The organism is Paenibacillus sp. MZ04-78.2 (assembly GCF_024213375.1).
Taxonomy (GTDB): Bacteria; Bacillota; Bacilli; order Paenibacillales; family NBRC-103111; genus Paenibacillus_G.
The window spans coordinates 91,745-112,798 of sequence record NZ_JANAVJ010000015.1 but is presented as its reverse complement, the minus strand read 5'-3'; the positions used below and the strand labels follow the sequence as shown (position 1 = coordinate 112,798).

Here is a 21,054-nt window from a genome sequence, read left to right as displayed (position 1 = left end):
AGCCTAAGACAGTTCCTCTTGAACCGCATCAGCGGTTGTTATTATTCATTTTCATTTACTGACATGCGAAATGTGGGTTTAACCGTCTTGTTTCCTTGCTTCAGGTCCTCGGTGGAAGTGTATATGCCCGTTACGACCGCCGGACCGGTGCTGAACTTGAATTTGCCGCTTAGCACAATGTACAGGTCGTCGAACTTGACGATGGCCCGATTGTTCGCGACCGATTGGATGTCGCATTGGAACTCGACCTTCGCGTTTTTGTGCTTCGGCAGCTCGTTGGCCACGATGCTTTTGACTTCCTTTGCGGCGTCCTTCGTTTCTTTTTTATCCGCGTCCTGCTTCACGTCGCTATTTCCGTCTCTGCCGGCGTTATCCGCGAAGTCCTTGTCGGACTTGACGAAGACATACCGCCCGCTGCGGTATTCGTAGACCGCTCTCGCTCCGGCTTCAAGTCCCGAGACTTCCGTACCGTTCTTGTCCTGAGTGTTCTCCATACTGTTCTTGTCCGCGTCGTTCTTTTCCGTCCGCTCGGGCACCGGATTATCGGCGCTTACGACGCCCTTACGCACCGTCTCCAGCTTGTCGGCCTCCAGATCGAGAATCGGCTTAAGCTCGGCCCCGTGCGCTTCGAACGCGACATAGCGGGCTTTCCGCTTTTTGGAGGCCGCTTCGAGCAGCAGCACGGGCTGTCCTTCCGGGCTGAGCTCGTCGGCCGGGCGAATCGCTTTGACGGCGGTCAGGTCGCCCGGCACCGCTCCTTCTGCGACCTCGATGCGCTGGTCCGGGAACAAGCGGACGAGCACGAGCTTTTTCTTGTCCGTAACCGCCGCGGCCGCCGTTTGCGCGCCGTTCGACCCTTTTAGACTTGTGGCTGCGGTAAGGGCGCCTTCGATGCCGGCCTTTTGAAGCAGCACGGCCGGATCGCTTTCCAATCGGCGCTGATCGAGCGCCTGTAGTTCTTTGGACGTGTCGCGGAACGCGCCGAGTGTTTTGTACAGCTCGTCGGCCTCCGCGTACTTTTTCGCGGCGATCAACTGCTCCGCCCGGGCCAACCGGCCGTTTACCACCGTTTGGATATACCCGTTCAGCTTGCTGGCGTTGCCGAAGAGCTCCTTGTTGGACTGCACGATTTTGGCAGCGGCCAGAAAGCCGCCCAGATCGTTTTTCTCTAGCTTGGCCAGCGTGTCCTGAGCCGCTTTCTCAAGTCTTGCAGCGACCCAGGGAGCCTCCCAGCCCCGATTCTTATAAAATTTTTGCAGTCCTTCGCCTTCCTTCAACATTTCCTCCAGCGATTTGGATTTGACAATTGCGTCCAGTCGGCCTTGGTCGTATTTTTGCAGCAGCGGATTCAGAGCTTTTCGCTTCGCCGCTTCGTCCTTATAGTAGACCGCGGGAATTTGCAGCAGGAAGCCGACCGCAGTGTCGGTGTCGAATTTTTTCTTGGCGACGGCGCCCTCGACGTTTTGGAGCAGCGCTGTCTTGACCGAGCCGAACGCTTCCGCGAAGCGTGCGTCGATATTGTAGGACGCCGCCGTTTCCGCGAACCGCTTCTGCGAGCCTTCGTCCAGCTTCGCGACCTGCGACTTGGCAGACTGATACGATTCGTACGCTTTCACTAAACTGCCGGCATCGTTGACGGCAACCGCAGAGGCGATCTGGTCGGTCAGAGACGAGAACAGCCGCTTCGCTTGCGTAACCGGCTGAAGAGCGCTGAGCGCCTGCTCCATTTCCGCCTCTTTATAATCGACGAAGCTGATTTTTTGCGCCTTGAGGAGCAACTCCTCGGCTTCGACCGCGTTGCCTGCGGCAAGCTGCGCCGCCGCCTGCTGGTAAAGCTCCGCTTTTTTCCACCAAGCGTAGACTTTAAAGCCCGCCGCCAAAAGCAGGAGGACGAGGACGGCAATTGCGGCGTTTCTGTAACGAACGGACCGTTTATACGTAGAGATTGACATAGGCAGCCTCCTTTCCTTTCTACAGGATGCCTTGGAATTCCGGGTCGAAGTCGTATTTCAGCTTCACGGCATCGCGCGCCTTCTGGGTCAGCTCAGGGTCGGCGTCCGGCTGCTCGGCAAGCAGCCGGCACAGCCGCAGCAGTCGGTCCTTGGGCAGCTCCTGGGCATGGTTCATCAGCAGGCTGCGGTACGCGTACAGATTGGATTTCACGCGCAGCGCGGCTCCGGCAGCCGCCGTCAGAACGTCTCTTCCCCCGGGAAGTCTCTCGATCATGCCCCGGTATTTCATGACGTAGTCGAGCGCTTCGCGGTTAATCAGCTGCGGACGCACCTTGCCGATTTCATGCATGTATTCGACGATGTCTTTGTCGAAACGGTTCGGCAGAAGCGAACTGAGCTCCAGATCCATGTCGCTGCGCAAAATAAATTTGTTCAGGCAGTACACCTTTAAGATTTTGATCGAGTCGTCGCGAATGAAATACCCGATCTCGCGGAGCTTTTCATAAGCGGTTTTAAAATCTTCCGCCCGGAGGTCCGCTTCCGCATCGTCGATGTCGAGCAGCAGGCCTTCGCGAATTTTTTGCTGATCTTGCAGGAGTAAACGGCTTAGCGTACGTCTATATAAAATAGGCTCGTAGCGCTTATGCAAAAAAACGTACAGCGCGAGCAGCAGAGCGGCGCCGACGACGGATAAAATCATCTGCTCCGCGTTGCGGGCGAGCAGGAAGGCGAGGGCGCCGATCGCGCCGATGGCCAGCAGACCGGTCTGCCTGTGGTGCTTTAGCACCGCTCCGGCCTGCTCAGGGACGGCGCTGCGGCTTTGCTCGGCTTCGCACGAGAGGCAGCGGTCGTCCCACAGGCAAGAATACCGGCTGCAGCGCCGGCACTGCCTCAAACGGTCAAACAAATGCGAGGTTGCTTGCGTTTTGCGGAATTGAACGGCGGACTTAGTCGTCATGACGTTCACCCTGATTTAAACTTGCCGCGAATGCGGCATCAATGTCTGCAAGCGGAGCGTCTTGCTTCCGTCTATAAGAGCAATACATAAAAAATGCTAGAAGAAACAGGGCTCCAAGAGCCAACACAGCTACGGTCAGCATAATTCTCTCCCCGGTATTTTCGAATTTGAAAGGCAATAACTTAAGAATTCTGTAAGGTTTCGTTAGTGGAATTTTACTTTGTGACCAGTTAATATGTAGATTAGTAGTCGACATGCAGTTCCATTGTACTACCCTCTACGGCAATTTACTACACTATACCATATTGGTTCGGAATGGTTCGACATCGGGCCGTCCATAGGTTTGGAGGAATGAACCCCGTGAAAATCATCAAAGCGCTGCTCCGACCCGCCGCCGCTCTTCTGCTCGCCGTCCTGATGCCGCTTCAGGCTGCGGCCGCTCCGGCAGGTGCAGTCGATATGAAAATGGACGCCGTTCTGTCGGTGGACGTCAGCACGTCCATGAACGAGAGCGACGTCAACAAAGTCAGCAACGAAGCGATGAAAATGTTCGTCGACATGGCGTCCGTGCAGGGCGATAAAATCGGCATCGTCGCCTATACCGATCAAGTAATGCGCGAGAAGGCGCTGCTCACCATTAACTCCGCCGCGGATAAGCAGGACTTGAAATCGTTCATCGACAAGCTGTCCAAGGGGCCTTACACCGACATCGCCGTCGGCGTTAGCGAAGCGGTGAAGGTGCTGGAATCCGGCACGGAGCCGGGGCACGTTCCGCTTATCGTGCTGATGACCGACGGCAACAACTGGCTGAACGCCGGCCGCACGCAGCAGCAGTCGGATCAAGAGCTCGCCGATGCGATCAAGAAAGCGCAGGACAAAGGCATCCCGATTTATACGATCGGGCTCAATGCCGACGGAACGTTGAACAAGGCGGTGCTGGAGCGCATTTCCCACGAAACGAAGGGCAAATCGTTCATCACGAGCACGGCGGACAATCTGCCGCAAATTTTGAGCGAAATTTACGCGAGCCACTTCAAGCTGAAGGTCGTGCCGCTGAACGGCTTCGTGGCGAACGGACAGTTTCAGGATGTGAAGGTGACGATTCCGAACGCCAGCGTGCAGGAAGCGAACATCTCGATCATGTCCTCGAAGCCGGTGGAAGTCAAGCTGTTCGACCCGTCCGGCAAAGAGCAGAAAATTCCGTCGGACCGCGTCGTTTATACGGCTTCGAGCGCTTACTCATTGTTGAAAATATTGACCCCGGCGCAAGGCGATTGGAAGCTGCAGGTCAAAGGTGTGCAGAAGGAAAAAATCAACATTAACCTCGTGTACAATTACGACCTCCAGCTCATTATGGAACCCTTGGCATCGACGACGTTAAAGCCGGGCGACGAAGTGCAGGTCAAAGCGTACCTGCAGACCGCCGGGCAAAAGACGGCCGATGCGGATTTGTACAAGGGCTTGAAGGCGTCGGCGGTCGTAACGGATCTGGATACGAAGAAGACCGAGGAGAAGCCGCTGACGATCGGCGCGCAAGGCATTGCGGGCAGCTTCAAGGTTCCAGACGCGCACGACTACGAGCTTAAGATCAAGGCGGAGGGCGCGAACTTCCTGCGCGAGACGCCGCCCGTGAAGCTCTCGGCCAAATCCGGCGGAGCGGCGTCCAAGCCTGCGACCGAGACGGCGAAGGAACCGGCGGCAGGTGCGCTCAGCCCGACCGTATGGGCGGCGATGATCGCCGGGGCGCTTGTGCTTGCGGGAGCCGTCCTGTACGCGCTGGCGGCTTACCGCAAGGCGAACAAGGGCTTCGTCGGGCAGCTCGTGATCGAGGTGAAGGACGAGGACACGGGCGAGCGGACGAATCCGCAGTACCGCAAGCTGAACGCGTTCAAGGGCAAGGTGACGCTGCATCAGCTGCTCCAGCTCGCGCCGGAGTTTGCAGAGACGAAGGACATCGTCTTCCGGCCCGGTCCGAACGACACGGTACTGCTGAACAATGCGACGCCATGTGTCGTCGAAAAAGGTGGACGGGTGTTCGATGCCGCCAAAGGAAAAGAAATTCGTGCAAACGACCGCATCAAAATCGCACTTCAAAACGTCAATAAGTCGATAAGCGTCGAATACTTGAAATAATTATCCTATTTTGCCTTGGTAACAGGAGGAGTCCGGACATGAAAGCAGTAGTCAGAGAGCATATACAGCAGTTGGACGTATCCTTGGGCGGCGGCATTGTCAGCGAGAAAATCCGCGTCGACACGATCGACAACCCGATGCTGGTCATCGGTCTCGGCGGAACGGGCATCGATGCGCTGCTGCGGCTCAAGTATCAGGTAAACCGGCGGTTCAGGCTGCCGGAGGACCCGTTCACGAAGAAGAAGCGCGAGAAGCCCGACAACATCGAGTTTCTCGCGTTCGAGACGAACGAGCACGACCGCAACAAGCGGTACAAGGGCATCGGCCTCGATCCGATGACCGAATTCGTGCTGCTGTCGAACGCGGAGATCGGCAGCGTGCTGCAAAACCGCAGCATTTTGGAGCCGTACATGAAAGAATGGCTGTCGCCGGAGCTGACGATTACGGACGGCATCAACGGCGCTTCCGGCGTTCGGCAAGCCGGTCGGCTGCTGCTGTTCACGAAGATCGTGCAGGTTGTGCAGACGATCGAACGCAAAATCAAGACGCTGTCGGTGGGCACGAACAAGAAGCTGATGGTGTTCTTGCTGACGGGTATCTCCGGCGGCACGGGCAGCGGCTGCTTCCTCGACATCGCGTATATCGTGCGCGGCATTTTGGAGCGGGATTACGGCTCGGCCGGCGTCGACAAAGTCGGCATTCTCGGCTACCTGTTCACGCCGGATGTCAATTTGGCGAACAAGGCATTGACCGAGCATTCGCGCGAATATATCAAGAAGAACGGCTATGCGGCGCTCAAGGAGCTTGACTACTGGATGAACGTCGACGAACGCGGCGACCGTTTCAAGCAGCAGTACGCGAACATTTTGACGGTCAACTCGCCGATGCCGCCGTTCAACCTCGCGCACCTCATTTCGGCGACGAACCTCGAAGGCAAGCAGCTCGAAAATGCGTACGACTACTGCATGAACGTGACAGCGGAGAACATCACGAACTTTATGGCGAGCGAGCAAAAGCAGTCCGGCGAGGAATTCGCCATTCACGACTATATCAGCAACATCCGCACGAACATCAATCAGATGCCGAAGACGTATGCGGCGAACTATCAATACAATATTTTGGGCGCGTCGTCCGCAGTCCTGCCGATCGAGGAAATGACGACGTTTTTGGCTTATAAAGTATTTCAGCGCATGTCGACGATGTTCGAGGCGGGTCCGAGTCAGGAGGACGTCGAGAAGCTGGCGCACAAGCTGGGCCTCGACCCGGATTCGATCCACCGCGAATTCGACAAAAACGTGCCGGAGCCGCTGCCCGGCTACCAGAACAGCGAGCGGCTCAGCTACAACAACGTCGTCAAGCAACAGATCGTCCATATCGACACGGAGCTGGAGCAGAGCTACCTGTCCCGGGCCCGGGAGGAGTACATCAAGAGCCGCAAACAGCTGCCGGGTCAAATCCGGGAAGTGTTCGCCGAGCAGATGGGCAAACTGTTCCGCCATCCCGAGCAGGGGCCATTTTACGTATCGCGGATCGTTTTGCAGGACAAAGGCTTCTGCCTGCTGAAGCTGATTTCGTCGTACATCGAATCGCTGAAGGAAAACGTGTACCGCATTCCGCGGGATATCGAGGCGGCGGGCGATACCGCCACGCAGAAGCTGACCGAAGCAAAGAGCGCGTTCATCTCCAAGGATAAGAAGAAGGACGCCTACATCGAAGCGAAAATCCAGGAATATCTGCTGCACTCCGACCGTGAGCGGATAGAGCAGATGATCGAGTTCTACGAGGACCTCTACACGCTCATCAACAACGACAACTCGCGTATTTATCAGGTGTTTACGGAAATCTTGAATGAGCTGAACAAAATTTTCCAGAAAAACGGCGATATCCTCACCAAAGGGCAGGAGGAAGTTGACCACAAGGGCAACCGCACGTACTATTGGAACATCGTCAGCGTGCCGGATATGGCGAAGCTGATTGGCGACGTGACGGACGAGAAGAACGTCACCGAGTTGATCCGCGACTTTACGCAGGAGCTGCTGGAGAAATCGAACCAGTGGATCAAGGAGCAGGAAGTGGACGTCGTCAGCTCGATTTCCGAGTTTTTGACCGAGCAGTTCAGCGACCTGATCACGAAGTCGATGGAGGATTTCCTGATCATCAAATACGGTCATGAGGATTCGCTGGAGAAGCTGGTGGAGCAGAAGATCGCCGGCCGTCTGTACGAGGAAGCGAAGCCGGTGTTCCATCTGACCAACAGCTCGGGCCATTTCAATTTCCCGTCATGGGGCTTCGTCTCCGTGCCGGTGAAGGCGCCGAATATTTTCAAGGGCATCCGCAACTTCCAGGACACCGCCATCGCGAATTCGCGCTTCACGATTAAGGAGAGCGAAGTGAAAAACCGCGTCTTCTGGCTGAACACTCAGAACGGCATTCCGCTGTTCCTGTATACGCCGTTGAAAGTATACGAGGAAAGCTACGAGCGCTCGATTCTGGAGCCGGAAGGCGTCGGACGCCATCTTGTCCAGAATGAGAAGACGAACTGGACGTACTTACCGTCGCCGATTCCGGAAAAATCGTGGGGCGACACGTACGAAAACGCGCGCGTAAAACATTACAACGCCGAAGTCCGCAGCATGTTCGATCAATCGCTGGCCTTGCGCATCATCCGCGAGAAGTCGGCGGATCAAGGCACGACAGGCCGATACGAGTGCGTGTTCACAAAGCCGTTCGATCTGGAGCAAAAGCTGGCGTCGTACCCGATGCAGCTTGACGCGGCGAAGCCGAACCTCGGCGAGATCAAGCGCTGCGTCGCCGATTTGAAGGCGCTTGTGGCAGGCGGCTTGGAGCAGGACGGCCTGAAAGACATCTTCGGCAGCGTGAACGAGGAGATGGCGAAGGAGAACCTGATCCGCTCGCCGGAGATGCTGCGCCGTGTCCGCGAGGAGTTGGGCAAGTACCGCCGGATCGAGGCGAAAATCGCCGAGCTGGAGCAGGTGCTCGCCGCGCATCAGGACGAGGAGAAATTCATCCAGCAGTTCATCGAGGCGATGTACACCGGCGCGATCATGAAAAAAGGCGCGCTGTACGTGTACGACCACGAGGCGGAAGAGGACCCGTGGGAGCCGTTCGTCAATCTGATGCAGGCCGGTAAATTCCCGGAATACGAAATTTACCGCAAAATCCGCGCCCTCGACGCGAAGCGCCTCGGTCTGCTCCAGCGCAAATCGTCGAAGCTCAGCCAGCAGCTTACCGCGCAAGAAGACATCAGCGGCCTGCTGACGAAGCTGCAGGACATGGCCGGCGCCTATCAGGACGCCAAGTCCGCGCTCGACTACGACCGCGGCGAATACGTCGACGGCGAAGACATGTACCAATTCTACAAACAAATCGCCAGCAAGGTGAGCGATATCCTTCGCAGCTTAAAGTAACAGCTTCGTAAGTCATAGCGATAGCGATATAAATAAGCAGCCGAATCCAAGGCTGCGGCGGTTTTTTAGTTATATTTCGTTTGAGATTTCGTCGTGAAACAGGTGACCTATCCCCCGGAAGAAGCGCTTGCGCTGTCCGCCTTTGAAATCTGTGAAAATACCATTAAACTTCAATTCAACTTTCACAGAGATTCGGGGTCCCCGAAAAGTAATAGGATTTGGCTACGAAGCATTGCTTCACTTTTTGGGGTGGGGGCGCGGCTGGAGGGGGATAGGTCACCGTCCCAACAAACGGCGAAATCTCAAACTCCCGATTGGAGGCTCAGGATCATGCGGGAGAAATTGATGCAATTCGCGAGCGCATACGCCGCGGAAACGGACAGCATGGGAACAGGCGGGGATGAGCTTCGCAGCATCAACCATCCCCTCGTGTTCCTGTTCGTCGGCGACCGGTCGGCAGAGGCGCTGGAACAGGTGTACGACCTGAACCGGAAAAAGTGGAACAACAGCGCTGGCGTCGTTTATTTACATATCGGCACGGAGGCCGGCGCACAGAAAGCCGCCACGCGGGACAACGTCTACAGCTGCCGCCTCGGCGGAGGCGGCGGGGATAAGAAAACGGAGCGTGCCGAAGGGTACAGGCAGTTTTACCGGGACGAAGCGAAGCTGCTTGAGTTGAACGTCCTCCTGCGGCAAATGAACAGCCGTATCTCGGAGTTCGGACGGCTGTACGCCTCGCTGCAACGGGTCAATATCGCCGTGGTCACGCGGGTGGACGATCCGCTCAACGCGCTCGTGCCTGAGCTGACGGTGCTGATGAAATCGATCTTCGGCGAGAGCTTCCGCTCCGTGGTCGTCGACTTGTACGGACTGCTGCAGGAGCAGCAGCCGGGCGACGACTTCGCGTACGCGGCGTCGCTCGGCGTCAGCTTTATGCGCGAGCTGGACGAGGTCCAGCGGCGGGAGTTCCGCTTGGCCGCGGAGCTGCAAGTGACGGGCGACGGCATCCGGCTGCCAGTCGAGCACCGGGACGCGGCATTGTTCGATACGGTGTATATGATCGGAGACAAGGACGAGCGCGGGCTATTTGCGTCCGGCGGGATGCAGCGGTGCTGCGAAATCGTGTGCCATTTGAACCTGCTCAAGAACCGTAAAGCCGCCGACGAGGTCGATCCAAGGCACGGCGCTTACAACCACCAGCAGTTCAAGCAAAACATGATGCCGCCAGGCGAAGCGGGCGGCATTTACGCCTCCGCAGGATTCGCCAAGGTGACGCGGCCTAATCAGGCGATCGCCCTGACGGTGCTGCATCATCTGTACCGGGGAATGCTGCAGCGGATGCGGGATAACGCGGTGATCCATCCGGCGGAGCTGCTGGAACTGGCCGAGCTGGACGCGAGGAAGGCGGAGGCGAGCGTCCGGGCCGTTGCGGGCGAACGGGCGAATCCGGTCGACGCCATGTACGGCTTGCTTTATGAGAACGTGCCGCACCACGAGCTGCGGTCAATGTCTCTGCGGCAGGCGGAGGCGGCCTTGTTTGGAACGAACGCCCGAACCTTCTTCGAGACGAATGCCGTCCGGGTCATGGAAGCGGCGCTTGAGGCGCGGAACGGGGCCGGAAGGCTCGGTCAAACGCTGCAGCGCAAAGCGGTCGATCATCCGTCGTACGGGTGCTACTGCATGTACCTGTGGACCTCGGAGCAGGAACGCGGAGCGGAGACGCCCAGTCTCGTCGCCATAGTCCGGGAGTGGCGCAAGGAGGCCGAGCGGCAGCTCGAAGACGGCAAGCTGGACCTCGAAGCGCTATATGAGGAGCGGGTGGAAGATCAGCGGTATGCCAAAGGCTCGCTGCTCGGTTTTCTTTCGCCCAAGAGTCAGGTCAAGCCGCTGGCCCGCGGAATGCTTGAGCAAATCTACAGCTTGAAATACGAGCTGCTGCTGCTGGAGCTGACGATCCGTGAGCTTCGGAGCTACGAGCGGAAGCTGGAAGAGATCCACGACCGGATGAAGCGGTATGTCCAGCGGCTTCATGACATCGAAGCGGCACTGCTCGACGCGAGCCGCCGCAGCATTTCGGAGACGAACGACGAGCTGGGACGCAACATTAACGAATACTACGGCCATGTCGTCGAAGTGATCGCTGCCGAAACGGAAAATCGCCGGGGGCCGCAGTTTTATTTTGACGAACGGTGGGTCGGGAACGTGACCGCGCTGCTTGCGCAAAGCGACGAAGCGTTGGTCGACAGGTTGATTGCAGCGGCGAAGCGGGAATGGTTCGTCCATCCGTTGTTCCATCAGCCGTTTGAGCAGGAGCTGCTGGCGCGGGCGAACGTGGCGGTCAGCTACGACAACCGCGAGGTGCTGACGAAGGAAGAGCTGTACCGCGATCTGTACGTGACGCTCGAGAGCGAGGCGGCGATCCGGCTGGACGTCTACAACTATACGCATAAGCACCGGTACGAGGAAAAATATTTTTTCGGCGATTTTCAAAGCGAATTGATTCAGTATGCGTACAGCGTTGATCACGGCAGCCGCACTTACAAGCTCGGCTGCATCCATGAGAAGAAGCAGAGCGGCGTCGAGAAGCTGAATCTGATGGGCGGGTTCCGCATGGCCGACCTGATGTACTACCGGAACGGCAGGCGGTACTACGATACGTATGTGCGCAGCGGATACGAGTTTCACGGACGCGAGATGCCGGAAGAACCGGCGGCGGAAGGGTGAAGGGAACGCATGAACGATAAGAACGCAACTATTTATATTCGCGCTTATGAACCTACAGATGCGGAGGCGCTGCTCGCTTTGCATCTGAATAACCGGGAGTTTTTTCAAACGTATAACCCCGCTCGCGACGAAGCCTTCTATACGCTGGAAACCCAGCTCGCGAGCATCGGCAATGGAAAAGACGAGTGGAGTCAGGACAAACGATACCAATTCGGTATTTTCCTGAAGGAGACGGGCGAGCTGATCGGGGAAATCTCGTTGTTTGAAGTGAAGCGCGGTCCGCTGCAAAAATGTATGCTGGGCTACTCTCTGGATCAGCGGCATAACGGAAAAGGCTACATGTCCGAGGCGGTCCGGCTGATCGTGGAGTTTGCGTTTGAAGAGGCCGGCTTGCACCGGATCGAAGCGGGCGCGAGTCCTCGCAACGCAGGCTCGCTGCGCGTTCTGGAGAAGGCGGGCTTCCGCCCGGAAGGCTTGGCGCGCAAAAACGTGAAGATCAATGGGGTTTGGGAAGATCATCAAATGTATTCGCTTTTGGACGAGGACGTTTTGAAGTAGAAAGTGAGGAAGGCTGATGAAACGTCGGAAATGGAATCCGCTGTTGACCGGACTTAGCATCGTGGGTGGCTTTCTTGGATTTATTGCAGGGGAAATGATGCTCAGCCGGTGGGAAGGAACGCTGCACGAAACGGTGCTGATGGGGTTATATTTCGGGGTGTTCTCCCTGATCGTCGGGCTGTGCTGCCTGCTGGCGGAGATCCTGTCACCGCAATTGAACGGAAGAAACTGGCGTCTCCGCTATGCCTCTGACGGATGGAAGCTGCTTGTTCCCGGCACGCTTCTTCTTCTGTTTGCGGCGGGGGCGCTGTTTCAATGGGCCTACGGGCTATATTTCGATTCTGCGAAAACGGGGCGGCCGCAAGATTACGTGCTCATTTTGGATACGTCCGAAAGCATGAAGCAGAACGATCCGGATAAGCAGAGCTTGCAGGCGGTCAAGTCGCTGATCAGGCAGATGGACAGCAACAAACGGGTCGGCGTACTGACGTTCAACGATACGGCGACCTGGGTGCAGAAGCTGACGCAGCTCAGCAGCGAAGCCGTCAAAAGCCAAGTGCTGGCGCAAATCGACGCGATTCCCGCCCCGATTGATGGAACGAATATCGCGCTGGCGCTTACTCAGGCGATCGACCATATGCAAAAGGAATCGCAGCACAAAGGAGCCGTCATTCTCATCTCGGACGGCTACAGCGATGTGGACGTCGACCGGGTGGTACAGCCTTACAATCTGGAAAACATAACCATACACACGATCGGGATGAAGCAGCCGAACGAGGAAGGAAGCCGCCTGCTGCAGCAGATCGCCGAAGCGACAGGCGGAACGTTCCAAGAGGTGAAGCAGGCCGAACTGGTGGCGGACGCTTTCCGCAACATCTATTTGAAAGACCATCATTTCCATCTCATGAACGAACGGCAGGGACAGATGCACGGCAGCGGTTGGTATGCGGCGCTGCGGGTCGTGCTGATTCTGTTCATCGGCGCGCTGCTCGGGCTGTCGCTCGGCATCGTGTTCGACAACCGCTTCCTGGCGCGCAGCTTTGTTCTCGGCGGGGCGGTAGCCGGCCTGCTCGCAGGCCTGACGCTGGAATACGGCCTGCCCTCGGAGCATCCGAGCACCGTGCGCGCTATAGCGGACCTTATTCTGGCCGTCGTGCTGTCACTGTCCACCTTGCTGTTCGCTGTTCATGAAAGCACCGGCGCGAACGCCGGTCTTCGCCGCGGCAGACCGAGTGAGCTGTATGCCGGTACGGATGGCGATAGCGGCCGCTATGGCGGCAGAGACGGCAGCCGGACCAGCAAGCGGTTCCGGTAACGACGGGGGGCTGGCAAAATGATGCAATGGAGTGAACCTGACGAGCGGTACCGGATTGCGAAGGCGGCCTCTGAGGTCAGGGAAGGCGAATGTCTTCTGACCTGGCATTGGCCGAAGGAAATCAATTACGTCTACATCGACAGCTTCGAAGACGGGGGCGAGCAGCCCCCGGACGGGCTGGACCCGAAGCGGCTCAAGCTGTTTACCCGCGAGGAATACAAGGCGAAATCCGGCTACCATGCCCGTGTCGACTTTACGGGGCCGCAATATTACCGGATCTATCCCTGCGTGATGCTGGAAGGAAGGCTGACCCCGCTGCTGCAGCGGGACGGAGACAATCTGACCCGCGTCAGCGGAGGCCGGGCGAAAATCCGCTACGGCATCAAATACGGCGGCGGCTGGTTCAGCAAATATAAAACCGTGCAGCTCCGGCTGTTCTGCGAAATTTCGGTCCCCCGGGAAGCCCTGTGCTACGTAAAAAAAGAAGGAGCGGCCCCGCGAAATAAGGAAGACGGGACCTTTTATCCGTTCATGAACGATTTTCCGCCGGGGCGCACGGAGCTGCCGCCCATCGAGATCGGCAAAAACGACTATATCCGGTTGTTTTTTACCGAAGGACCGGTCTATGGCGAGCGGTTTGAACTCATTCCAGAATAAAGGAGGGATCTGGCATGTTGGGGTTTTTCAAGCAATTTTTCGAAAAAAAGCCTGTGGAAAAAGAACGTCTGCCTTATTACAGCATCGTTTGTCCGTACTGCTTTCATAAATTCGAGCCGGACGAGGTCGTGTTCCGCGCCGCGCATACGAAGGAGAACGACGACGAATTTACACTGCAGGAAGACGAGCGGCTGAACGCATGGCGTCGCAAGTTCAACCTGTCGCCGCAGGACATGGAGGCGGTGATCGAGCCGCATACGATCCCGGAAGAGAGCTGCGTCTATTCGGAAAACGTGCTGGTGGCGGTCATCGACCGTTACGGCGTGGCGACGCGGCGGCGGCTGTGTCCGAACTGCCACAACGAGCTGCCGATTTCGGCGGGCAAAACGCCGAGCAACATCATTTCCATCGTCGGGGCGTCGCAGGTCGGCAAATCGGTCTATATGACGTCGCTGATCCATACGCTGCAATCCTCGACGGCTTCGAATTTCGACGCGGCCTGCATGCCGCTGAGCGCCGAAATCAGCCGGAAGTTTCGACAGAATTACTTGGAGCCGATCTTCGACCGCGGCATGATGCTGGAGTCGACGAACCCGAACGAGCAGCAGGAACCGTTTATTTTCCAGTTCGTGTTCAAGGACGACCGGCGTGCGCCGCTTACGCTCGTCTTCTTCGATGTTGCGGGCGAAGGCATGGTGGAGCGCGATTATCTGGAAATTTACGCATCGCATATTAAAAATTCGTCCGGCATTTTATTTCTTGTCGACCCTCTGCAAATCCGCACGATCCGCGACAAAATCCGCCTGAACGTCGGCCAGGAGGAAGGCGAGTTCGCGAGCCGCTACGATGAGCCGCGCGAGGTCGTCATCAGCTTGTTCGAAAACTTCATCGCCCACCAGCAGGGCAGCAAGACGAAAATTCCGACGGCCATCGTTCTGACGAAGAGCGATATGCTGCAATATTTGAAAGAGGAAGACAGCGAATATATTCAGTCCAACAGCAACGTGTTCCGCAACGTCATTCACAAGGGCTATTTGGACGAGAGCGAGTTTGAGAACATTAACGGCGAAATTCGCCGTTTTATCGAGAAGGTGGATCGGCCGTTCAAGGATGCGGTCGACGTGTATTTCCAGAATACCGCCTACTTCGCCGTATCCGCGCTCGGCTCCAATCCGGTGAACCGGCAGGTGACCGGTGTCATTAGCCCGACCCGGGTGGACGAACCGTTCATCTGGCTGCTTCACCAGCTCGACTACATCGACAGGAGAGATGCGCCGTGAGCCGGGACCGAAACATTCAGCAGCACTATTTTACCCGGGATCGGGAAGGGATTTTCCGCACGAACGAAGGGTTCGATACGGTAGCGAAATCCGCCGGGCTCGATAACGGTTTTATTAAAGCGGCGTTGCATCCGTACTGCGTGTACAAGGCGCCGCAGGAGCTGCTCGCACGCGGGGAAGCGGACGAGAGCCGCTATCCGGAAGCGTTCGGCGTCTTCCATGCCGACAGCGGGGAGCTTGTGATCGGACGCGCCGTTTACGTCAGCGCCGACTTCACCGGACAGCGGAGCGCTTTTTTCACGCATCATTACGTTGTGCCCAAGGAGCGTCAAGAGGCCTTTGTGCGCGAGCCGCAGCGTTTGTTTGCCCTCCGGGGCTTCCGAAGCGGCTACGATATTCAAGAGGGGAAGACGATTCCGGAGCTGGACGAGCTGGATTGCGACGCCGCGGCCAAAGCGGAGAACCCGGACCGGCTGCTCGGCAGACTGAAGCTGGACCACACCCGGTTTCTGCAACTGCTTTGCGCCGTGATGTCGTCGCTCACCAACAAGAAGAAAGTGTACGTCGCGTTGGACGCGGACGTGTCTGCCGTGAGCGCCGAAGCGAAACGGCTGATGGAGCTGGTCTACCGCTGCCTGCCATATGCGATGCGCCGGCAGCTCGGATTCGTCACGTACCAGAACGAGCCGGAAGGCAAGCAGCATTACCATGTCATGTTTGTGGAAAAAGGCAGCATCCGCCTGCCCGACCGTCAGCTTGAAAAAGATTATTTGTTCGATCTGCCGAATGAGCGGATTCACGGCGTAGACGTATCCGGCACCGAGCATTTGTATCTGGACTACGTTTGGGAGCACCTGGGAGATAAGGCAGGTCTGGAGCGGTTTTACGAATTTTGCGAGGAAGCGTTGCAGGACGCCGGTCCCGCTGCGCTCGCCATCCCGACCTATTCCCAGCTGTGCGAGCTGTTCCGGATCGAGCAGGGACAGGACGGCTTGTACGAGCAGAATCGGGCAGGCACCGTGAAGGGCATCCTCCAGTACCTGACTGCGGAATCCGCAGGAAGGAAAAAACGGCTGAACGACCTGCTCGGCAACCTGATCCGCAAGGAACTGATGGATGGGGACAGCGTGCCTACGGCGGAATTCGTTGCGCCGCTGCTGGATTATTACGCTTTTGCCGACGAGGGGACGAAGACGCTGCTGATTGCCAGCTTTGCGCTTTATATCCGGCGAGCGGCATCTGCGGCCTCGGGCGATATCGGCGCGGCGGTTCCGTTGATCGATCCGCTGCGGAAGCAGAATGAGGTCTTTCTCTCCGTTCTGAAGCAGCTGCACGAGCAGCATCCCCAGACGGCGGAGCAGTATGCAGCCTATCGCATAAACGCGAGCGGATCGATGAAGGAGTTTTTGGAAGAAATCAAGTTCTGGCTGGTCTCCACGGACGATCTGCTGCTGCAGCACTTCTTCCGCAACGAAGTATTGAAAAAAACGAAGCGGCTGCTCAAGGCGGAGAAATCAAGACGGATGGAAGTGGCCAAAAATACATACATCTACTTCGACCGTCTGCCGGAGCGCGAAGGAAAGCCGCAGTTCGAAGACTTCTGCATGCAGCTCAAGCTGGAAATCCAGCTCGAATTGCTGGAAGACCTGACCCCGACCGGATTGAGCTACGAAGACCTGCTGCAGCTTGAGTTTATGCTGGACCCGCCGCAGCCGGAGCTTTTGCACAACCTGAACAGCGGCGAACGCATGACGCTGGACTTGCTGACCGCCGTGTACCGGGTGCTGACGCTCGAGCGGCGCAAGCCGTCCGATGTCGTAGCAGCCATCGAGCGGCTTGGTCCGCTGGACTTGGAGCGGTCGCAGGAGCTGCTGAAGAAGACGCTCGGCGATAAGGTAGGACCGGAGACGTTCGGCAAAATTGCCTACGCCTTCAGCCGTCCGGATGCCGGAAACCGGGGCGGGGGCGGATACGAAGCCGGGTATGACTTTGACCGGATGCTTGAGTACGTAGCCGTTCGAACCCGGGGGACGGATATGATCTACGAATTTATGCTATGGAGCGCGGGAGACTCGCGATTTTCCGGCGGCTCGGGGATCGATATTCACTACCGCGCTGCGCTGACGCGGTATTTTGACCGGCATGATTCCACGGCGTTCAAGAACAAGCCGATTAAGGAAATGCTGCTTGGCGTGCCGAACGAAGCATTCGCCGCCGTGTTTAAAGAAATCAAGATGAAGCAGGCTCCGGGCGTTGTCCAGTTTATGCAGCGGTATAAAAGAAAACTGTTTCGGCTAGGCCTTCTGGCGCTTCCGCTTGTACTCATCATTATGCTGGTGTCCACGTTCTGGACGCCGATGATGGGATCGATTCTTAGCCCGGCGCCTACGCTCACGGTCGAGACGCTGCCGGAAAAAACGGCCCAGTCGGTTATCACCGTGAAGGCAAGCGCGACAGACGGCGGCTACGATCAGAGCCCGAACATTTTTGTAAACGGGCAGCGCGTCGGCAGCGGACAAGTATCTGCTCCTGTCGTCCTGATGATCGGCGAGAATACGATTGAGATCAAGGCGGAGAACAAATACGGCAAAGCCAGCGAGCCGGTCGTCAAAAAAGTACGGCTCGACCTTCCGATGCAAGGCCCGTCGCTTCCGGCGGGCGGCGCATCGAAAGCTAGCGGGGCTTCCGGCGCTCAAACATCCACCGAACCGATCGCCGGCCCGAAGTTTACGCCGTCAAATACCAAGGGGAAGCCGGATCAGCAAACGAATTCCGGCGGACGCTAAATCAAAGCAGCCTGAATCCTTTCACGACCGAAAGGATTCAGGCTGTTGTCGTTTCCGATGCTGCGGCTCGTCACTTTGGACGCGTTAGGGCGACGAGCGCAACGTAACTGGCGGAGCAAGCGAACGTCAAGAGCATGAGCGTCAGTTGCAAAGGCATTCCGGTGAAGCCCGCGGCGGGCAGCAGCCGGCCTCCCCAAAGCGTGACGACGCTGGTGAGCAGCAGCAGGACGACGGCGTTCATGACAAGCGTCCTCCCGGAGAAGGAAAGCTGCAGATCGCGGCGGAGTACGGTAAGATTCCACAGTACCGGAATCGTTTCAAACAGCAGCACCCCCGCCGCAATCCCGGTATAACCCCATCCGGGAATCCCCGTCAAGACGTAAAGCACCGTCATGGAGCAGACAATGCCGATGAGAATGCCGCGCATCGGTTCTTTTTTTTGGCCGACGGCCCACAGAACGCTTGTCGTTAATTCTCGCAGTCCCGCAAGCAGCGGACAGAGCGAAAGCAAGCGAATGGCTGTCGCAAGCTTCTCTTGGTCGAACAGCAGGCGCGCCAGTTCTTCGGCGAAGGTAAACAGAAAGAGCGACGCGCTGATTCCCCATAACATGCTTAAGTTTAGAGCCTTGCCGATTCTCCGGAAGGCGCGGTCGAACTGCCGGGCCTGCCAATCGGCGGCGATTTTGGGGGACAGTGTATGGGTGAGCGAAAACGTGATCAGGGTCGGGATATAGACGATCGTCATCGCCATGCCCGTCATTTCGCCGAATATGGCAAGTGCTTGTCCCGACGGCAGTCCGGAGGCCTGGAGCTGCATAGGAACAATGGCCGCTTCCAGGAAATCCGATAACGGAATGATAAGCCGGGTGGCCGTCAAGGCAAGCGCCGTATGCGCGAACAAGCGGAGATTGCGCTCCGGCAATGCTTCGCTTGAGGTGGCGCTCGCAGAAGAAGACAGTGAATGGCGAAGCAGCATCACAAGCAGGAAAGCCAAGGCGCAGACGGCCCCCGTCGATGCGCCCAGCGCAGCCGTACCCAAGGCTTGCGGCATGCTGACGCTTGAGAGGAGCAGCAGAATGGTTCCGACCCGGACCGATTGCTCGACGAGTTCGGAGGCGGCGATCGCCCCGAACGCTTCCACGCCTTGAAGAAATCCGCGAAGCAGACTTAGCAGCGGCACGAGCCAGAGCGCCGGCAAGAACATGCGAATCGCCAGCTCCAGCTTCTCGTTGCCAAGCAGAAGCGCAATTTCGTTCGTGAACAGGAAGAAGCCTGTGCACAGCAGCGTACATACCCCGATGTAGAGCACGGACATGTTGCGGTAAATCCGCCAGCCGTTTCCGGCGTTTTTGGCGGTGGACAAGGTCACCGCCATAGGCATGCCGCCGGTCAACAAGGTCAGGACAAGGCCGTAAAACGAGTAGGCAATCTGATATAAGCCGACTCCTTCCGGACCCAAATAACGAAATAACGGAATGCGGAGGAGCAGCCCGAGTAATTTCACAATGAACATTGCGCTTGTCCGAAGCGCCATCTGCTTGAACATTGAGGGCAGAATCATCCGCATCACCACCTCGGCCGGACGGAAAAGTGTTGTCCACTCTCATCTTATGTCCGAGGCGGCGGCCGTATGATTTCTCTAATCGTTGATATGAATCAATACAAAGTGGGTGTAATTTTCCCAGCCCAAATCAAACGGAACGTGGTAACGGTCTGTCGTATGGCAGTTGATCAAGGGCAGTCCCTGCTCATCTTTGTCCACGACGACGGCAAAGTGGTCCAAGTCGTTATTGTACATATAAGCAATCAGGTCGCCGGGCTTCAGCTTGGACCAGATGTCGGACGCCGAAGGGTTCCGCATGATCTGGTCGAAGGTGCCGCTGGCGATTACTTTCCCGTAACCGGAATAAAGGAGAAACGACTTTAAAGCGTCGGTGCTTACCCATGCCCGGCTTCCGCTGCCGGCGCTATACCTCCACGCGTTCGTCATCGGCAGTCCTCCGCCTTCAGCCGGGTCGCCGATGACTTGAGAGACGAAGTTCGTACAGTCCCCGCCGATGCCAGTATAATCGCGGTATTTTGGATTGTAACGGTTATCGTTCCCGGCTCCCCAAGCCGAGCCGGCGTACTTATTGGCATACGCTACGGCTTTCTCGCGGTTGTACCGCTTCTTTCGCGGCGGCTTTGGCTTCGTATCGGACTTCAGGTTTTCGGTTTCCGGCTCCGATGCGAAAGAAGGCTGGTGAAGCCATACATCGTCCGAATCGATGTCAAGCGGATCAAGATACCATTCTTTAAGCACCCGCAGCTTTCCGTTTTCTTTTTTTAAGGTAAGAACGTGCCGTGTTCCGAGTCCGAATGCAACAGGCGCTTCGCTGCCTTGGGCATACGAATAAGTGACCTTCATCCTGTGCACGAGCGATACTTTGACCAACGAATCGGTTGGTCTTATACGAAAGATTTTCAGTGTCCCTTCGGTTCCATGGACGATGATGCCTCTTTTATCGGCCCAGGCCTGAAAATACGCTTTCCGCTTTTTTTCAAGAAAAAGGGCCTGTTGGCTTGTAGGCACCTTTTCGAAGTAAAAGGCGTCGATCGGCATGTCCCGAATTAGAAATTCCGACCGAGCACGGTATAATTCCGTTAGAAAATTGCGGATTTCCGCAGTCTCCGACGAGGGCTCGGCGTTGGCTTGAAACGGGCCCAACATTAGCGATAAGACAATGATCCAAGCAATACGGCGCATGCCGGTTCCCTCCATCTCATCACACATTCAGTCCCGCATTAGTATGAGACAAATCGGGGAAAACATACTTCCTTTTACTTGGCTTGTCGATTTCCGGGAACCCGCGCTTCCGAAACGATCGGCAGGAAATAATTGGCGAGCGGGATTTTAGTAAATGATTAAGAAACTTGTTGACAAATTGTAATATTATTTTAAGCTTATTTTAATGATCGTAATTTATCCTATTAGTAACTAGTAAACTATGACGTAGGGACGGTGTGAGGATGAAAGTTTTTGTAACCATTCAAAACAAAGAGATCCCCGTTTTCGCCGACAACTTGAATAAAAAGACATTGAAGCTCCTAAAGGTGGCGCTGGATAAAAAGGTTGAAAGCGGAAGAATGACGCTGAAGAAATGTCTTCAAACATTAATCAGCATCGAAGTGATCGGCTGCGAGGCCATTTTGCATTCGTTTAACGAAAAAGATTCGCTTGCTTTGTCTCTCTACTAAAAATAAGAGAGACTTTTTTTGTGCCC

13 protein-coding genes are annotated in these 21,054 nt (G+C 56.6%); 9 read left to right on the top strand and 4 right to left on the bottom strand.

Translation table 11 applies throughout. From position 1 onward, the window contains the following. Positions 1–41: 41 nt before the first annotated feature. Together NLX71_RS13595 and NLX71_RS13590 are read right to left on the bottom strand one after the other, a co-directional pair. The gene (locus tag NLX71_RS13595; RefSeq protein ID WP_254364213.1) at positions 42–1,952 is read right to left on the bottom strand and encodes a hypothetical protein; all 1,911 of its coding nucleotides are present in this window, start codon (positions 1,950–1,952) and stop codon (positions 42–44) included. A 19-nt stretch (positions 1,953–1,971) separates the two neighbouring features. Continuing rightward, positions 1,972–2,910 (bottom strand): hypothetical protein, encoded by a 939-nt coding sequence (locus NLX71_RS13590; protein ID WP_254364212.1) that lies wholly within the window; start codon positions 2,908–2,910, stop codon positions 1,972–1,974. Positions 2,911–3,327: 417 nt separating this feature from the next. Between NLX71_RS13590 and NLX71_RS13585 the strand changes: the two genes are divergently transcribed. From NLX71_RS13585 to NLX71_RS13550, 8 genes are all read left to right on the top strand, one after another. Further along, the gene (locus NLX71_RS13585) at positions 3,328–5,043 is read left to right on the top strand and encodes a vWA domain-containing protein (protein ID WP_254364223.1); all 1,716 of its coding nucleotides are present in this window, start codon (positions 3,328–3,330) and stop codon (positions 5,041–5,043) included. 38 nt (positions 5,044–5,081) lie between these two features. Beyond that, entirely contained in the window at positions 5,082–8,471 is a 3,390-nt protein-coding gene (locus tag NLX71_RS13580) for a tubulin-like doman-containing protein (protein WP_254364211.1), read from the top strand. Positions 8,472–8,801: 330 nt separating this feature from the next. Further along, positions 8,802–11,195, top strand: a complete 2,394-nt coding sequence (locus NLX71_RS13575; protein WP_254364210.1) for a hypothetical protein — start codon at positions 8,802–8,804, stop codon at positions 11,193–11,195. 9 nt (positions 11,196–11,204) lie between these two features. Further along, complete coding sequence (locus tag NLX71_RS13570; RefSeq protein ID WP_254364209.1) at positions 11,205–11,753, top strand: GNAT family N-acetyltransferase; 549 nt, start codon at positions 11,205–11,207, stop codon at positions 11,751–11,753. 16 nt (positions 11,754–11,769) lie between these two features. Beyond that, positions 11,770–13,068, top strand: a complete 1,299-nt coding sequence (locus NLX71_RS13565; protein ID WP_254364208.1) for a vWA domain-containing protein — start codon at positions 11,770–11,772, stop codon at positions 13,066–13,068. Positions 13,069–13,086: 18 nt separating this feature from the next. Beyond that, positions 13,087–13,725 (top strand): hypothetical protein, encoded by a 639-nt coding sequence (locus tag NLX71_RS13560; protein WP_254364207.1) that lies wholly within the window; start codon positions 13,087–13,089, stop codon positions 13,723–13,725. A gap of 14 nt (positions 13,726–13,739) precedes the next feature. After that, the gene (locus NLX71_RS13555; protein ID WP_254364206.1) at positions 13,740–15,005 is read left to right on the top strand and encodes a TRAFAC clade GTPase domain-containing protein; all 1,266 of its coding nucleotides are present in this window, start codon (positions 13,740–13,742) and stop codon (positions 15,003–15,005) included. Further along, on the top strand, positions 15,002–17,791 hold the full coding sequence (locus tag NLX71_RS13550) for a GAP1-N2 domain-containing protein (protein ID WP_254364205.1): 2,790 nt from the start codon (positions 15,002–15,004) through the stop codon (positions 17,789–17,791). Before NLX71_RS13555 ends, NLX71_RS13550 begins: the two co-directional genes overlap by 4 nt. Positions 17,792–17,861: 70 nt before the next feature. On the opposite strand, the gene NLX71_RS13545 is transcribed toward NLX71_RS13550, so the two are convergent. Then, positions 17,862–19,352, bottom strand: coding sequence for an oligosaccharide flippase family protein (locus tag NLX71_RS13545; RefSeq protein WP_254364204.1), 1,491 nt, complete (start codon positions 19,350–19,352; stop codon positions 17,862–17,864). Positions 19,353–19,430: 78 nt separating this feature from the next. After that, positions 19,431–20,537, bottom strand: coding sequence for an amidase domain-containing protein (locus NLX71_RS13540; RefSeq protein ID WP_254364203.1), 1,107 nt, complete (start codon positions 20,535–20,537; stop codon positions 19,431–19,433). 263 nt (positions 20,538–20,800) lie between these two features. On the opposite strand from NLX71_RS13540, the gene NLX71_RS13535 reads away from it, so the two are divergent. Continuing rightward, entirely contained in the window at positions 20,801–21,028 is a 228-nt protein-coding gene (locus tag NLX71_RS13535) for a 3-dehydroquinate dehydratase (protein ID WP_254364202.1), read from the top strand. Positions 21,029–21,054: the final 26 nt, after the last annotated feature.

Excerpts from the sequence above, each read along its gene's own strand:
- NLX71_RS13595 (WP_254364213.1), bottom strand. The coding sequence starts at position 1,952 with ATGTCAATCTCTACGTATAAACGGTCCGTTCGTTACAGAAACGCCGCA.
- NLX71_RS13590 (WP_254364212.1), bottom strand. The coding sequence starts at position 2,910 with ATGACGACTAAGTCCGCCGTTCAATTCCGCAAAACGCAAGCAACCTCG.
- NLX71_RS13585 (WP_254364223.1), top strand. The coding sequence starts at position 3,328 with ATGCCGCTTCAGGCTGCGGCCGCTCCGGCAGGTGCAGTCGATATGAAA.
- NLX71_RS13580 (WP_254364211.1), top strand. The coding sequence starts at position 5,082 with ATGAAAGCAGTAGTCAGAGAGCATATACAGCAGTTGGACGTATCCTTG.
- NLX71_RS13575 (WP_254364210.1), top strand. The coding sequence starts at position 8,802 with ATGCGGGAGAAATTGATGCAATTCGCGAGCGCATACGCCGCGGAAACG.
- NLX71_RS13570 (WP_254364209.1), top strand. The coding sequence starts at position 11,205 with ATGAACGATAAGAACGCAACTATTTATATTCGCGCTTATGAACCTACA.
- NLX71_RS13565 (WP_254364208.1), top strand. The coding sequence starts at position 11,770 with ATGAAACGTCGGAAATGGAATCCGCTGTTGACCGGACTTAGCATCGTG.
- NLX71_RS13560 (WP_254364207.1), top strand. The coding sequence starts at position 13,087 with ATGATGCAATGGAGTGAACCTGACGAGCGGTACCGGATTGCGAAGGCG.
- NLX71_RS13555 (WP_254364206.1), top strand. The coding sequence starts at position 13,740 with ATGTTGGGGTTTTTCAAGCAATTTTTCGAAAAAAAGCCTGTGGAAAAA.
- NLX71_RS13545 (WP_254364204.1), bottom strand. The coding sequence starts at position 19,352 with ATGATTCTGCCCTCAATGTTCAAGCAGATGGCGCTTCGGACAAGCGCA.
- NLX71_RS13540 (WP_254364203.1), bottom strand. The coding sequence starts at position 20,537 with ATGCGCCGTATTGCTTGGATCATTGTCTTATCGCTAATGTTGGGCCCG.
- NLX71_RS13535 (WP_254364202.1), top strand. The coding sequence starts at position 20,801 with ATGAAAGTTTTTGTAACCATTCAAAACAAAGAGATCCCCGTTTTCGCC.